The 15,985-nt window shown below is 43.8% G+C and carries 12 protein-coding genes; 7 read left to right on the top strand and 5 right to left on the bottom strand.

Annotation, left to right across the window (positions count from 1 at the left end; genetic code table 11):
* From ACP5N5_RS00060 to ACP5N5_RS00030, 7 genes are all read left to right on the top strand, one after another.
* Positions 1 to 486, top strand: a complete 486-nt coding sequence (locus ACP5N5_RS00060; RefSeq protein ID WP_012608016.1) for a winged helix-turn-helix transcriptional regulator — start codon at positions 1 to 3, stop codon at positions 484 to 486.
* A 14-nt stretch (positions 487 to 500) separates the two neighbouring features.
* Positions 501 to 1,904 carry an alpha-amylase gene (locus ACP5N5_RS00055; protein ID WP_428130844.1) on the top strand — a complete coding sequence of 468 codons (1,404 nt, stop codon included), beginning with the start codon at positions 501 to 503 and terminating at the stop codon, positions 1,902 to 1,904.
* Positions 1,901 to 3,445: a glycoside hydrolase family 57 protein gene (locus ACP5N5_RS00050; protein WP_012608018.1), complete on the top strand. Its 1,545-nt coding sequence runs from the start codon at positions 1,901 to 1,903 to the stop codon at positions 3,443 to 3,445. The genes ACP5N5_RS00055 and ACP5N5_RS00050 overlap by 4 nt, the downstream gene beginning before the upstream one ends.
* Positions 3,446 to 3,454: 9 nt before the next feature.
* A complete protein-coding gene (locus ACP5N5_RS00045; RefSeq protein ID WP_428130838.1) occupies positions 3,455 to 5,386 on the top strand; it encodes an alpha-amylase/4-alpha-glucanotransferase domain-containing protein in 1,932 nt (643 codons plus the stop codon).
* 17 nt (positions 5,387 to 5,403) lie between these two features.
* The gene (locus ACP5N5_RS00040) at positions 5,404 to 6,942 is read left to right on the top strand and encodes a glycosyltransferase (protein WP_428130836.1); all 1,539 of its coding nucleotides are present in this window, start codon (positions 5,404 to 5,406) and stop codon (positions 6,940 to 6,942) included.
* Positions 6,943 to 6,955: 13 nt separating this feature from the next.
* A complete protein-coding gene (locus ACP5N5_RS00035) occupies positions 6,956 to 8,833 on the top strand; it encodes a glycoside hydrolase family 57 protein (RefSeq protein WP_428130832.1) in 1,878 nt (625 codons plus the stop codon).
* A 71-nt stretch (positions 8,834 to 8,904) separates the two neighbouring features.
* Positions 8,905 to 9,831 (top strand): DHH family phosphoesterase, encoded by a 927-nt coding sequence (locus ACP5N5_RS00030; RefSeq protein WP_428130827.1) that lies wholly within the window; start codon positions 8,905 to 8,907, stop codon positions 9,829 to 9,831.
* Between the two features lie 11 nt (positions 9,832 to 9,842).
* Here ACP5N5_RS00030 and ACP5N5_RS00025 read toward each other — a convergent pair whose 3' ends face one another.
* From ACP5N5_RS00025 to ACP5N5_RS00005, 5 genes are all read right to left on the bottom strand, one after another.
* A complete protein-coding gene (locus ACP5N5_RS00025) occupies positions 9,843 to 10,457 on the bottom strand; it encodes a thioredoxin family protein (RefSeq protein ID WP_428130825.1) in 615 nt (204 codons plus the stop codon).
* Positions 10,438 to 11,139, bottom strand: a complete 702-nt coding sequence (locus tag ACP5N5_RS00020; RefSeq protein WP_428130823.1) for a transmembrane electron transporter — start codon at positions 11,137 to 11,139, stop codon at positions 10,438 to 10,440. The genes ACP5N5_RS00025 and ACP5N5_RS00020 overlap by 20 nt, the downstream gene beginning before the upstream one ends.
* Before the next feature lie 8 nt (positions 11,140 to 11,147).
* Positions 11,148 to 12,278 (bottom strand): zinc metalloprotease HtpX, encoded by a 1,131-nt coding sequence (locus ACP5N5_RS00015; RefSeq protein WP_428130821.1) that lies wholly within the window; start codon positions 12,276 to 12,278, stop codon positions 11,148 to 11,150.
* A gap of 108 nt (positions 12,279 to 12,386) precedes the next feature.
* Positions 12,387 to 14,315, bottom strand: a complete 1,929-nt coding sequence (locus tag ACP5N5_RS00010) for a S16 family serine protease (protein WP_428130819.1) — start codon at positions 14,313 to 14,315, stop codon at positions 12,387 to 12,389.
* A 428-nt stretch (positions 14,316 to 14,743) separates the two neighbouring features.
* Entirely contained in the window at positions 14,744 to 15,646 is a 903-nt protein-coding gene (locus ACP5N5_RS00005) for a metallophosphoesterase (protein ID WP_042667238.1), read from the bottom strand.
* Positions 15,647 to 15,985: the final 339 nt, after the last annotated feature.

Genomic DNA, 15,985 nt, shown 5'->3' with positions numbered 1-15,985 from the left:
ATGGGTGAAAATATTAAACTAGTGGAATTCATAGATGAGAAAGGGGTCACGATTCATGAGCTTGCATCCAGGATGGGTATCTCGCCTAGAACTATTAAAAGATACCTCAGGGAACTCGAGGAAAAAGGCCTTGTTGAATCCAGGGATGGATTATACTTACTTACACCGGTAGGGGTAAAGTTCAAGAAAGCGCTTGAAGTAGTTAAATCAAGAAAAGAGGCCTCCCCCTACATAGTGACCGATCCATTTAGCGGCAATATAGTGCCCCTGAGCTTCAAGAACTACAGGCAGTTACTAGCTATAATAGAGAATGAACTTGTAGATAAAAAGATACTGGATGAACATGTGAGGAAATACCTTATTGAATGGGTTAAGACATCTATTGGTGACGAGTATTTGGTCTATCTACTCGAAAACAACATTGTTAAAAACGTGGATGACTTGAGAGAATATTTATCCATGATATTGAAAACCATAGAGGGTTAGAATAGGCGTTTAAAATGGGTAAGCTATTCGAGCACATCATAGGCAGCTATCTTCCCCAGGCCAGGTGGTGGCCCTGGAAGAATACCAGGGTAAATGTAGAGGTCGTGGATGAGGTAAACTACGGTAACTTATTGCTATTATTTTTTAGATCAGGAGACATATTTTTTCACCTACCCCTGGCGAAAGTCAGTGAACTGCCAGGGGGTTTGGAGTCACGTGGATTCTGCCTCGATAATGAATGTTATGTAGAGGCAGAGTATCTTTCCTCCTACATGGACCTCATAAGTATGATTCAAGGTGTCTCGATAGAGTATCACAGGTCGAATAGGCTACCCAAGATAGTTAAGGCTAAACCCCTCACGTTTGAGTCAACGAACTCGGTTACCCTTTATGAGGCGGAGAATGGCGGCAAGCTTGTTTTAAAAAGCTATAGAGTAATACCGGTGGTCAACATTGAGGCACAGATGCTGAGGAAACTTACTGAAGAGAAGTACGCTCATATCCCCGAGATTATTGCGTTCTTGAAGTATAAGGATATGACCACCGGTGTACTTTCAAGGTATGTAGAGGGGGCCGGTGATGGCGGCTATCCCTTCTACAACGCATTATTAGAGTACTTGGGTAGTAAGGTTCGTGGGTCTAGGCTCGGGCTCGCCTCGAAGCTCGGTATTATTATTTCAGGTCTTCACAAAGCCTTGAATAAGGATAGTGAAGGCTTCTTCAGCGTTGAGCCGGCTTCAAGTAGTGATATTAAACAGTGGTGCTCACGCATCGAGAAAATGTACTCAGGAAGCCTGAAGAGATTGGATGAGATAAATACAGGGGGACTGGATTACTGGCGTGGTATGCTTGAGAAGGCCCGGGACATAGTGGAGGATGCTATATCACTGCTCGAGGTCTACAATGGTTTATTGAAGGCTAGGATACATCAAGACCTGCATCTTGGGCAGATGATATATGTTAAAAACATAGCGGAGGACTTCATCATAGTTGACTTCGAGGGGGAGCCTGGTAGGAGTATCGAGGAGAGACTGTCAAAGGAGCCTGTGACAAGGGATGTGGCGTCGATGATAAGGAGCTTCCACTATCTCTCACATGCCGCGATAATGCATTACAGTGGTAGAAGCCAGGATGAGGTTTCACGTTTAATGATCGAGGATGATCCTTCTACTAAGTGGAGGCTTAACCATGTAAAGGCAATGGTTTACTCCTACTCAATGGATATCGACTCAAGTAAACTACTTGGAGTACCTAGGGATAAAATGGTCTCCGAGATAGGGAGGCTCCTTTACCCATGGATCATTGAGAGGGCTGTTTACGAGGTCTACTATGAGTCCCTCTATAGGCCCAACTGGGTCTCCATACCTATAGCCGGCTTATATGAAGCAAGCAGGATCTATAGGGGGTGGATTATTTGACCGATATAGTCTTAATGTTCGAGGTCCATCAACCATATAGGTTAAGGAGAAATCTTCACTCAATACTGCTTGAAAAAGCATTGAGCGGTAGACTTGAGTTAAAAGATCTCGAGGACATAGTCTTCGATAACGAGCTTAACAGGCTGGTTATTGAGAGAGCAGCCCATAGATGCTATGTACCTGCTACACAGATAATACTTGAGAACGTGAAGAGATACATGGATACTTCTAAGGAGTTCAAGGCCAGCTTCAGCATAAGCGGTGTATTCATAGAGCAGGCTGAGAAGTGGAGGCCTGATGTGGTTGATTTATTCAGGAAACTAGCTGAGACGGGTAGGATTGAATTCATTGAGCAGACATACTACCACAGCATGGCGGCATTCCTACCCTACTATGGGTTTGAAGAACTCAGAGAACAGATACGTGAACACAGAAGGATAATTGAGGAGACTATAGGCTTCAAGCCTGTTTCAATCGAGAACACAGAGTTCACATATAACAACGATATAGCCTGCCTCTTCGACTCCGAGGGCTATAAGGCAGTGTTAACGGAGGGCGTGGACCGGGTTCTCGGGTGGAGAAGCCCTAACTACGTATATAAGGCTTTCGGATGTAATATAAGGGTTTTAACAAGGAACTACAGGCTAAGCGATGATGTCGGCTTCAGGTTCAGTGATAGGAAATGGGATCAATATCCATTGACCGCTGACAAGTATGCTTCATGGCTGGCCTCCACACCGGGCGATGTAATATTCATCGCCGTAGACTATGAAACCTTCGGAGAGCATCACTGGCCTGAGACAGGTATACACGAGTTTCTTAGGTGGTTGCCTGGTGAAGTATTGAAATACGGGCACCTCTACTTCTCAACACCTGGTGAAGTAGTTGAGAGATACCCGGTTAGAGACGTGATAGATGTACCTCCATGGTCCTCTATAAGCTGGGCTGATGAAAGGGATTTAAGTGCTTGGCTGGGAAACGAGATACAGCGTGAAGCATATAATGCGCTTGCAGCTATCAGGCCGTTTATAAAAGCTGTGAACAAGCCTGAGATCACGAGGCTGTGGAAGCTGCTCACGATAAGCGATCATGTTTACTATATGGCTACCAAGTTTGGGTCAATTGGTGAGGTTCACTCATATTTCTCACCATACAAGAACGCCAATATAGCATACGGGTTATTCATGGAGGCCTTGGGAGTCCTTGTTGAAGCGGTGAGGCGTGAAATCGAGGCGAATAGAAAGAGTGTACTTGGTAGACTAGTATTACCGGATAACAAGGCATTCCACTTCACACTGCCAACCGGTGAGCACACTGGTTTAGTAGCTCACTCTATAAGGGAATTCATCGAGGTGATCGAGAAAGTGCCGCCCGAATCACTTCTATATCACTTCAACAAAGGGGACATCGATGCATGGCTACTTAACATATTTGGTCTTGGAGACGTTGTAGAAGAATTAAGGAGGCTACGTGAAAACATTATTTCATATAGCGAGCTTATCTCAACACTTAAGAAACTGCTCTTGGAAATAATCGAGTAGGTGGTATATATGTCAAAGGTAAACTTCATATTTGCACTTCACTTCCATCAGCCCACCGGTCAGTTAAAGAGGATAAATGAAAAGATATTTGAAAACAGCTATAAATTATTACTAGATGTCTTCAAGTCCTTTTCTGACCTGAAGTTCACGATACATATAAGTGGCCCCCTCCTACTATACTTAGCTAAAAACCACCCTGAATGGCTTGAAGAAGTCTTTAAACTAGGCGATCTAGGCTCACTTGAATTCATGGCTGGTAGTATTGGCGAGTCAATACTGCCTATAATACCGAGGGACGACAGGGAACACCAGATAAGGGAGTACATTAAGATATTTGAGGAGCTCTCGGGCTTTAAGCCGAGGGGTCTATGGATACCTGAAAGAATATGGGAGCCGCATTTACCTGAGGTTATAGGGAGGCTTGGATTAGAGTACGTGTTCATAGATGACTCAACCTTAACCAAGACAGGGTACCCCCACGACCTGGCTTATTACTCGTGGATCACTGAGGATAGTGGACAAGTAGTAAGGGTCTTCTTCATAGATGCTGGGATAAGGTATATTCTGCCCTGGGAACCACCGCAGAGGGTCCTCGAGTACCTTATCGGTAAGATAAAGGAGGGTGATCCAGCGAGGCTCATCTTATGGGGTAGTGACGCGGAGAAGTTTGGGGAGTGGATGGACTCGGGACATAGTAGAAGCTGGCTCTACGCATTCCTAGACTTGATGAGGAGAACCCGTAGCAGGGTATCTATGATCCATCCAAGCGAATATCTTAGTGAATACGGGGTTAAAGGATTACTATACCTCGATACTGGGAGCTATGATAAAATGCTTGAGTGGAGCAGAGGTTTCTTCAGAAACTTCCTGGTGAAGTACAAGGAAGCAGACAACATGCATAAGAAGATGTTATGGGTTAAAAAGAAGCTGGAGAAAGCTGGTGATTTACCTAGAGAGCTAAGAGTAGAGTATCTCCTTGCACAGTGTAATGATGCATACTGGCATGGATTATTTGGAGGCGTGTATCTGGCGCACTTGAGGCAGGCAATATATGAGAAACTCCTCAAGGTTGAGAGGTGGGCTGAGGAGAAAAGTAATTACTTCAGCGGCGAGGACTTCAGAAAGATGATGGTAGATTTCGACTATGATGGCTTATCAGAACTATTACTTGAGACACCGATGCAAAACCTATATATAAAGCCAAGTGATGGCGGGACACTCTTCGAGTACGATGTGAAAATCAAGGGGTTCGAGCATAATCTACAGGACACTATGACAAGATACGGTGAGCCGTACCTAAATAAACCTGGATTCAATCCAGACTGGTATAGAAGGGTGAGCTGGAGGCTACATCTATGGAGCCCGGATACAGGTCTCTACGACTGGATAAACAATACGCCGTTTAAAGACATGAGCGATCTAGCGTTAAAGAACTACCATGTAGCCTCAGGAGAGGAAGGAGAGGTTGTTCTAAGAGCCCTAGGCGGGTTCTACCAGTATGGCAGTCCACCAGTAATGGTTGTAGCGGAAAAAATGGTGCGTTTAACAAGCAATGGTCATACCACGTTGTTCAGGGTTAGAAACATCGGTGATAGAGAGTTCACGGCTAAATTAGGCATAGAGTACCATGTTGCATGGAAGATAGATAGAGAGAACGAGGCGAAACCATACTACACCATAAACGGCGTAAGCAGAGATGTAAGTGAGGGAGGGGTATTCAACACCGAGAGGATAACTATAAAATCCCCGGTCTACCCAGGCATAAGGTTAGAGAGCAATACTCATCACGAGGTATGGGTTGCCCAGCTCTCATCATACTCTAGAACCGAGAAAGGATTTATGGAGATACCACAGGGTCTGGCAATAATGTTCGTGGAACAGCTCTCATTGAAACCTGGTGAGGAATATGAGACAAGTATATCCTGGATCCTGGAAATATAGTGGAGGGTGCTTTCAGCTTGAAAGCATGGATGTTCACGTTTGAATCAATATATACTAGGAAGGTGGGAGGACTAGCCGAAGTACCACCAAGGCTCGCTAATGCACTAGTAGAGAAAGGTATCGACGTCGAAATATATACGCCGAGCCATGGCCTTAAAACCAATAAGGGATTTAAAAGGGAGGTTTTTAAAACCAGTATCAACGGCGTTGAGTACTCTATACTAGAGTATAATGCACCAGTGAAACACTATATAGTCTCCGGCGGTATACTAGAGGATCCCCTGGTTTACTCTTCAAACCTTGTCTCGAAGAGCCTTGTTTTCGCAAGGGTGATCAGGGAGTACTTTAATCAAATAGTTGGAGAAGGAGAGATACCCGACATAGTCCATGGGCACGATTGGCACAGCTATCCAGCGCTTCTCGCCATCAACCTTGAATCAACTAGGAGGGGTACACCTATAGGTATAGTATACCATGTGCATCTGCTTTCACATGGATTCATGGATCTCCAAGAGATCACCAGGGGGTTGAACATATGGAGTAAGGACCATGTCCGCGGCAAGCTAGGGATTAAGTCGTTCGAGGAATATTATTATGCATCAGGCGGCTGGATCGAGAAGCTAGCCGCGTTGACAAGCGATAGGGTTATAGTAGTTAGTAAAGGATATACTAGAGACGTTGTGAGATATGTAGGTCTGGATAATGCTGATAGAGTAGACTATGTGTTTAATGCATCAACATGGACCTGGAGCACGGTCCTGGATACAGTGTCGAAGTATATTGGTGACAGGGATCCCTTCAGCTATGAAGCACGTAGGTTAGTCAGGGATAAGATGCTTAGGGAAGAATTAAGGCTCATCAACGTTGAAAACCCTGATCCCTATTTAAGAGATGTCATTAACAGGCTCATCGATAAATACGGGGTCTCAATTAGTTCGCCATTCAAACAAGATGGACCATTAATATTGCTCACAGGTAGATCCACGAGACAAAAAGGCATAGACCTACTGCTTAAATCGATGGATAAGCTCTTAGTAGAAGTACCACGGACTAGAGTCGTCTTAGCGGTGATCCCTGTAAGCGGTACAGAGGAGTTGTTAAGGGAGATCATAGAGTACCAATTATTGTTCCCGGATAACCTGAGGATTCTACCAGGATATATTGACCACGAACACTATTTAATGCTGTATTATGCCGCTTCAGTCTTTCTAGCAGCAAGCAGGTATGAGCCATTCGGACTAGTGGTATTAGAGGCTTTGTCCTCAGGTACACCTGTTGTTGCATCTAATACAGGCGGGTTCAGAGACCTCATCAAGGATGTGAGGATGTATAGCCTAGATGGAACGGGTGCACTGTTCCCCCCACTTGATGTAGATGGAATGATCGATGCCGTGAAGACTGTTCTCGAAATAGTTGAAGACAGGGAGAGATCAGCTGTGTTCAGGAGGAGATGCGTGGAACATTCCAAACAGTTCTCATGGAGTAGTTCGGCCGATAAGCTAATCAAGATATATACGAGTATTAAGAGTCAGGCTGGAGGCAGAGACGCATTGTAGCAGTGGGATCGATATGTCGCTTATACCTCCCAGGAAAATACGTGATATAGAGGCGTATTTAATCCTTAATAAACCGATTCTAAAACCCGGTGAAGAAGCGAAAATACATGTCCTCGTATCAGGTAGCGGAGAAAGAAAAATGCATGTCATGGTGTATGATGATGAGAAAGCCATCTTCGACGGGGACATCACTGTAGGGGGCTCCTTAATAGCCGGCATAATACCTTACGACACGCCGAGCAGTCCAGGCATATACAAGGTCTACCTGAAGATAGGGGATATCGTAGTGGATGAATTAACATACATGGTATATGATGCCGAGGAGAAATCTAAGCCGAAAAACCTGGCACTTGTATGGCATCACCACCAAGCCCCGAATTACCTACCCGATGGCGCGATTCATGGACCATGGGCATTTATCTATACATATGGTAGTTCCCTTAAGCCATATGGTGATGCACCCTACAGGTATCATGCACAAATGCTTCAGAAGCATCGTGACTACCATGCAACCTATAATCTGAGTCCGAGCTTGATTAAGCAGTGGGACACCGCTGTTAAGCATGGCGTAGTCTTCGCAACCGGGGAAAAGATTGAGCCTGGTAGCGAGAAAGCTGAGTTGATAGAGGAAACCATGAATATGTATAAGGATGCATATAAACGGGGCCAGATAGATGTGCTAACTAGTATCTATGCCCATACAATAGGTGGTTTCCTAGTAGATGTACTCGGGCTAAGCGATATAGTACGGGACGAAGTAAAGTATGGGGTATCTGTTACAAGGGAGGTATTAGGGATAACACCGCTTGGAGCATGGACTCCTGAGATGGCTTTCTCGATGAAGATGATAGATGTTTACTATGATAACGGGATAGAGTATACTATTCTAGATGATAAATGTCATTTCGAGATGGCTGAAGGAGAGAAAACCACTAGCTACGAACCATATGTTGCTTTAAATAAAGAGAGCGGGAAACACATAGTAGTGTACTTTAGGGACCATGAGTTAAGCGATGTATTAAGCTTTAAAAACAATTTCACGAGCGAGGCCCACGCTTGGAGAAACGCGTATGAGGTATCACTTCTCATAGCCAGGAAGATCATGGGGATACCAGGTAGGATGCTAACCCTTGCACTAGATGGTGAGAATTGGATGGTTTTCGCAAGTAATCCACCTTTAACAGCATTGTACTTTGATAAACTATTATTGTTCCTGGAATCCCTGAGCGATGAAGGTGTGTTAAGGTTGGCTAATCTGAGGGAGGTATATGAGGAGTTACCTGCAACACGTATACTTATGAAGATCCCTACTAACACATGGCTTTGCACGTTCAGGAAGTGGAGAGGGGAAAAAGAAGAACATGAGGAATACTGGCTTAAAGTAGTTGACGCCTATATGAAGATAAGGGCGTATGAATCGCTGGTTAAGGGAAGAGATCCTTATAGTGAGAAGGCTAGATGGGCGTTATGGCATGCCCTTGATAGCGATTACTGGTGGGCAGAGTTCTGGTCACCTAAAATCATAAAGACATGGTTAAACGAGTCACTGAGGTATATAGATGAGAGATTAAAGGGCATCCAGATAAAGGATATTAAAATACCTGGAAAACCGATGTCAAACACGCCTCTCACACTTATCGTGGAGGTCATGAATACCCTGGAAACCCCTGTTAAAGCCATTGTTAAAGTATCCTGTCCAAGCAGGAACTGTGTTAGTTGGAAGGAATTTGAGACCCCGGGTAGGACATCTACAAGCATACCAGTAGAGATCACTGTGGGCGAAGTGGGGTTAATACCGTTCTCAGTGGTGATTCAATCCGATTCATACATTATCTCTAGCTTCATCAAGGAGATCGAGATATATCCATCCATACCATCGAATCCACGATAGTATGGATAGAAATAAATACCACCCATATATTAGTTATGTTTTGTATTAACTGAGTGGTGGAGATCTCCGGTATGAGGAAAGCCGTTGTAACGCACTGGGATATAGACGGGCTTGCATCAAACACTATTATTTCACGTTACACGCGTCCCGATAAGAAGGTACTTTCCTCCGTTACATCTACATTTAAGTATTTAATGAGTTTATTTGAGGAAGGCTATAGCGAAATAGTGGTCGCCGATTTAAACCCCCAGTTAACTGATCTAAATAATTATGTGAATTTATTTAACGCGATGCGTAAAAGGGGATGTATAGTTAAATGGCTAGATCACCATCTATGGCCCGAAGGGGTTGAAAAAACTTTTATTGAATTCAGTGATGTTGTCTCATATATTAATGATCCATTCACTGTTACAGCAGATATCTCAGCAAACTTCGTGAACGCTGCCAGGGATAGATTTGTCACGATGCTTATAGAGCTAGCCTTCGACGACGACTGGTTCCAAGGCAAATACGAGTTGACTACTATATATAGACGTATCCTAAGATTCTACAAGTGGGAGACAAGGTATAGAGTTCTAGAGTCACTACTAGCCGGTGACATAGCTCCTAGATGGATGCTAGAACTATACAGACTTGAAGTCAAAAACATTTACGAAAACCTGATTAGAGAAGCGCTTGGCAGGGCAGAGCTAGTAGAAAGGAAAGGAGTCAAAATACTGGTCTTCCCCGACGTAGATCCCAGGGTCCATCCAGGTGAGTTGATAAGCGTAGCCGAGAAGAACGGGTTCACCTCACATGTGTATATAGTTAGATATCCTAGAGGAGTTAACCTACGCAGCGACTATGTCGACGTATCAAAAATAGCGTTGAAATATGGTGGGGGAGGACATAGGAAGATATCCGGGATACCCGGTAGAGTAGATATTGAGACCCTGATCAACGAAATAGTTAGGGCCATCGAGGTCGAGGCTAAAGTTCATGGTAACTACATTACTTAAAATCTAAGGAGCTAAGTAGAGAGGAGTCTATCCCAGAACCCCTTATCCTTAGCCTCACCTATTACCACGGCCACTAGTTCACCGTTCTTATCTAGCACGATGATATGAGGTACTCCTAAAGCGTATTGGGGTGGTGCTCCCTTTGAGATCTCTAGGTTTGTAAGCTGGGAGAAGAGGGAGCCAGCCTTTTCATCCATGTCGACCCATAAGTATAATACTTTACCAGACATCTCAGACTCGAAGAATTCTTGTTGTGCATGGCAGTGGGGACAGGTGGTCAGGCCAAACATTATTATCCTAGTGGATTCATTGAGTTGCGCTATCTGTGTTAGGTTATTGTATATGTTTTTCCACTCACTACTGGTAATATCTATATTCATGTATTTACTGGTGCCAAGATAGAAAGCTATATTACCACTGCTTCCACCCGGCTGGTTCCATGCTAGTAGTATTGCTATTGCAGTAATGAAAACTACTACCGGTATGAGTAAGAATATCACATTGCTCTTATTAGTCCCACCCTTATTTTTACTAGCGCTTTTACCAGGCATTTTACGGTACCCCATTATTATTCTTATTCTTGAACCATTATCTCTAATCCTGTTTTTAACGGTATAGATAGACATATACCGCTATTGCAACCGCTATCAGACCCCCGAGTATTCTCAAGGAGGCTTGGTGCCTGATTAGTTTCTCATGTATCCTGGTTTTCGTTATTCCTATATAAATCAATGTGATGAGAACCAGCGGTGAAACGAATATCGCTGTATAGAGGAACGTGTAGAAAGCCCATATGGGGAAAGGTGTGCCACTTGTCAGCATATTATAGATAATATACATCCCTGCACTACAGGGGAGCAGCGTGAAGGACGCAATAAACCCTGTTAAAGCAATATAAATTAATCCCCCTGTCTCCAGGAGTTTTTGTAAACCTATTCTCCTTGACAGATTACACTCAACCATATCCTCTCTGCAGATTCCATCCTCTCTGTTATTCCTCTCCTTGATTAAATTATGGAAGCCATAGATGATCATTGAGACCCCATAGATTATCATTATGGTAAATATGTAAATAGGTGAAACCAAGGTCCGGCTGAACACGCTTTTCAATAGAAACCCGAATACCCAGTACCCGGTGAAAACAGTTAATATAAATACTGCTGATACCTCAACGAGTTTCCTCATTCTGCCTGCAGTATATGATATGAGGATACCAGTGTATAATATGAAGAAGCACGGGTCCACCGAGTCTATCAGGGCCATAGTGGCTAACGTGGTGATAAAAGATATAGGATCCAAAATACCCACCGAGACGCCTACGCCTTAAAAACTAATTCATCAAGGAAACGGAGCCTCTTGGGTATTGGGGGGTGTGTTGAGAGGAATTCCTGCATGCTATTCACTTCTTTATTCTTGAGCTCCTGTATTACTTCATCTATACTTGCATCATCTATCTTAGGACTTCTATAGAATGAACCATAGTGGTATAATGGGTTAGCCACCGCCTCTGTGAAGGCGTATATGAACATTGTTCTCAACTTACTTGTTGAAACCATTTCTCGGGCTCTCCCGCTGCCCTCATAGTATATGTGTAGTTTTGCAAGCGCCCTCTGCATGTTCGATGGGGACGAAGCATAAGCTCCAGTAGTGTCTGCATAGTATTCCCTGAGCCTGCTAAAGGCTAGTACGAGTATTTGAACAATGAAGCTTATTACCACTGCTAATATACCTATTATAGCTAATATGAAGCCCCCTGAACCACTATTCTTCCTCTCCGATGTAAGCCTCATTGACGAGTAAATTATGCCTGCCCTTATCAGGGAGACACCTAGATAATATATGATGCTGGGCAGTAGCCCCATGAATAACATTATAGAGTTATCCCTGTGTAAATGATGGCCCAGCTCATGCCCTATTACAGCCCTTAATTCATCCTCGTTAAGCATCTCGATAAGCTCCCTTGACACAGCCACGTATCTACCTGACAAAGCGTTACCATAGGCAAACGCGTTTGGAGGCATATTTACAATCATTGCCTTAGGTGGGTTACTTAAACCGAGCCTTAATGCTACCTCATCAACTACCTTCTGCAACCATTCATCGCGTCTAGCCCCGTAGAGAAGGTTTATCATGTAGGGCGAGAGAATATATGTGAACATATTGGCTATCACTATGAAGATCATGAGCCATACAATGAAGCCCAGCGTGAACTCTGCACCAATATAGTTAATTAATACATATGCTACAAGCGATATCCCTGCAATACTCGATCCAATAGTTAGGAGGCCTATCAGCAACATGGATGATGAGAGGGAGAATCTACTGGCGAACCTACGTGCCACCTTTGGGGCAATATAGCCAGCTGTAACCATTAATACTAGGAATCCAATAATGTATACTATTATAAGCGCTATCATCGTAAAGGGATCATAAAACCATAGCAACATTGATAATCACCAGGTAATAATATAATCAAAGATATCCTTAAAAACTTGAGAAAACTGGTTTATAAGCGTCTTATAGTGTTGTTTAAACCCTCTTAACTAGCTATACCACTACCTGTACTTTATCATCCTGAGTGCAAGGATTACCGATATAGCCACAACTGTGATGACTAGTATTCCTAGGTATTTCAGGATTAATCCCCTTGATAGCTGGTTCTCAGGAGTAGTATTGGCTATGGGTTGATTTACAGGTATCTGTATAAATGACGTAGTAGTATTCGAGGATGCTATACCTCCCTGGGAAGATGTACTAGTATTAGAGTTTCCCTCTAGAGTTAATGCGAGAACCAGGTAAAGCGAGAATGCCTGTGAAAACCCGTGGATCGCCGAAGAGTAATCTCTGTTCTCTAGCGCCTCGGAACCATACTTAATGAAGAATCGTAGCACTTGTGATGACGGTATTTTACTTGATAACATTGTTAATATGGCTTGCTGTACATACGCGATGTCATCTAGATTACTCTGATCAAACACCATGTGTAACCCATACGTGGATTCACCAATAACATATATTGTGAAACCAAGTAGTGTGACGGTGTCGTTGACTATCTGTGAATTCATTAAACCATAGTAGTCTGATGCATCGCTTAACACCTGTGTATTCCCACCCACCTCATTAACAAGGGCCTCGATATACGAGTAAATAGTTGATGCCGCCGCGTATAAATCCCTGGTATCAACTAGGTTAATTAATGATGATGGGGAGCTACTTGACGAAGCCTCGATCAAATCTAGGAGTATACTACACTGTTTAGCATAGGAGAGCGAGTAGGATAAATATGCTAATTCATTACTATTGCTTGTGGAGGACAAGGCATTCGTATAATAGTAGCCGGCCCTATAGTAGACCGCCTTAGCCAGAGAGAACCATATTAATTCGTCTAGATCTAGGTTTCTCCCTATACTATTAAGCCTGTTGCCTATCGAAATAAGAGTCGTATTCACGGTGTCAAGTATAGAGTCCATGCTTAGAGTATTCGATAGTACTTTCGAGTAAAGATTATAGTATATTACCGTGGGATATATGCTGAACCCCTGCACAAACGTGTAAACTGGGTATTTATCTTTAATGGAGTAAAGGCTTGAAAGAGTATTATTTAAATTATCGATAACCATCTGCAGGGTTCTCTTATAATAATAGTCATATACCTTGCTCGCCGAAGAATATGTATCCTGAACCATAGTGCTCAGATTATTCAGGAGGGAGTCAACGATCTCTCCCGGCATGCTTACCTGTAAGGGTTCGAGGACACTAGAGGCATTGATATCTACACCTGTGAAGTATACGAATGCATCGAATATAGAGCCGACTTCTATCACAGATACATTAATGCTTCTACCATACTCTACAAGATCAATGCTCTGGTAGGTTGTCCTCCTTATAACACCCCATGGCAACCTCGTCTCCTGTATAACTGGGTACTGATAGTATCGTTGCCCCCTAGGAATAAGAAATGTCTTAAATCCATTCGAAGCCGCTGCATCAAGTTTCTCCTTCAATCCGCCAACAGGCCCTATCGTGCCATCAGGGTTAATCATACCCGTCATCGTTACACTTGGATTAAGGGTTTTATTCATCAATAATGAGAGAAAGCCAACACACATTAATCCACCTGAACTAGGGCCGCCTATGATGGGTACATTAGACTCCGTAATCACATAGTAATCGTAGTTGCTGAATGATACCCCTGCTGCCAGTGAAGCTATATAGGCAGCTATCCTAGCAGCCCCCTGGGTATCTAGCTCAGTATATGGTAAAGCTGAGAAGAATACCCTCCCACCACCAGGATAAGCCACTATTAATGTGGTCTTAGATAACACTCCCTCTCCGCTACCGGATACCGCCGGGGCGTATATTGTGATGGATTTAATATAGCTGTAATTCGGTAACCCTGAATCACTAATCGCGGCAGCCGGTATTAGTATAAACGCCAACAAGATAATCAAAGAAGCAGGTGTAGCATACCTATACCCATGCATACACCGCACCTCCTAAGTTCACAAATAATTTTATTTTGAAAACAGTGTTTATACGCCTTTCCACGATGTAGAATAGGGATCGGTAAGTTTGAAACCGCTTTAAGGCGAAATAGCGGTGTTTTCAAACCGTTCTCCGTCCACGGTTTTCTGGGTCTTTGTGGGGTGGTTTATCATGGTTCCTCCCCGGCTCCCTCCCCCGTAGACAGCCATGGGTCCCGGGGAGCTAAGGAGTCGCCAATAGACTCGTGTTCTTAGCTTACAAATTTAAACGGGTAAAGCAGGGCAAGCATCCTGTAAAACCTTCAAACTAGAAACAGATATATACCCTAAAATGAATTAAAAATAGCGATCCCTACAAAGGTAGGGGATTGATGCTGAAGCCGACATAGTCTGATTCATTGATGAGGGGTCGATTAACTGAGAAAACGTTATCCAGGGGTGCAAAGCACGTGTGCTATCTCGATGTCCTTAAACTCTAACACCGCGATCTCCATGTTCTTCAATAAGAATCCATCCACATCAAGTATCCCACGCGTTGGGATTGATTCTAAAAGCTGACCTGTAATGGGTTCAGCCGAGCCTAAATTCAGCCATGTTATCAGGCTTGCATTCTCTAATATGGCATGCCTCCTCACTATAGGGGAAAGATATTCTTCTCTGTTGATAGATGCGTTGATGCCTGGGTGATAGGGCCCTGTAGCAGGCATTATAATTAGAATACCCCCTGTTTCCAGAGGGATTTTCATGAATACTGGAAACCTATATGCTCCGAAGCATCTAAGGCTCGGATGCTCGTGCCCTATTATAACTATATCCTTACCCGAGGTATCAACATATTCGTGTCCATGCACCAATAAAACCTTCTTATTGTTGACCACTACCTCAATAGAGTCAACAAACTCTACTTCCAACTTTTTAAGAACTGGTTTTATGAAGTTATCGTGATTACCTCTTACGACCTCTACCTCTTTAACACCTATATCCCTGATCCTCTTAACTAACTCGCCTACCTCCTCTCTTTCCTGTCTGAGTAGTCTATCAAACGCGTGCTTTAGATCCCCATTGATAACTATCTTATCTATCGTGATTACCTGGGATACCTGGTCAAGGTATTGGAGGACACGTTTCAACTGGATTCGCGGTATAAATATCCCCCCATATCCACTGCTGCCTCTGAGACTATATATCAACCCCCGTGAAGCCGCCTCCTCGAAGCCTAAGTGGAGATCAGCCATCAATAATGTCCTACTTGGTGAAATATAGAGGAAAGGTGTTCCAGCGACAACGTAGATCCCAGTATCTACCTCCTTGACTATAGGCCTTAACACCATGGATCTGACCTCCCCCTGTCCTGAGGGATGAGGTTCTTGGGTGGCTCATTGATTTTGAACTACATTCCCGGCTCTTGCCTGGTTTAGTCCTGGCCGGGTCTCCGGCCGGTTACCCCCATCCCTCTCCTACAGCTACCATCTAGGGCAACTTGACAGCAGTACCCATCAACATTTCATTATCCAGCTATAATGCAAGCACAAAACTTATAAGTTTTTACCGTCCTCACCCTAAAAGATAAGACTTCCAGCTGTAAACCATCTCCTTTAACCACGGGGAAAATAGTGAAGCGGGCCCGCCGGGATTTGAACCCGGGACCTACGGGTTAAGAGCCCGCCGCT

It is taken from the genome of Desulfurococcus sp., assembly GCF_049970475.1.
Classification (GTDB): Archaea; Thermoproteota; Thermoprotei_A; order Sulfolobales; family Desulfurococcaceae; genus Desulfurococcus; species Desulfurococcus amylolyticus.
Note: the sequence above shows the minus strand (reverse complement) of the source record. Positions and strands in the feature narration are given on the sequence as shown.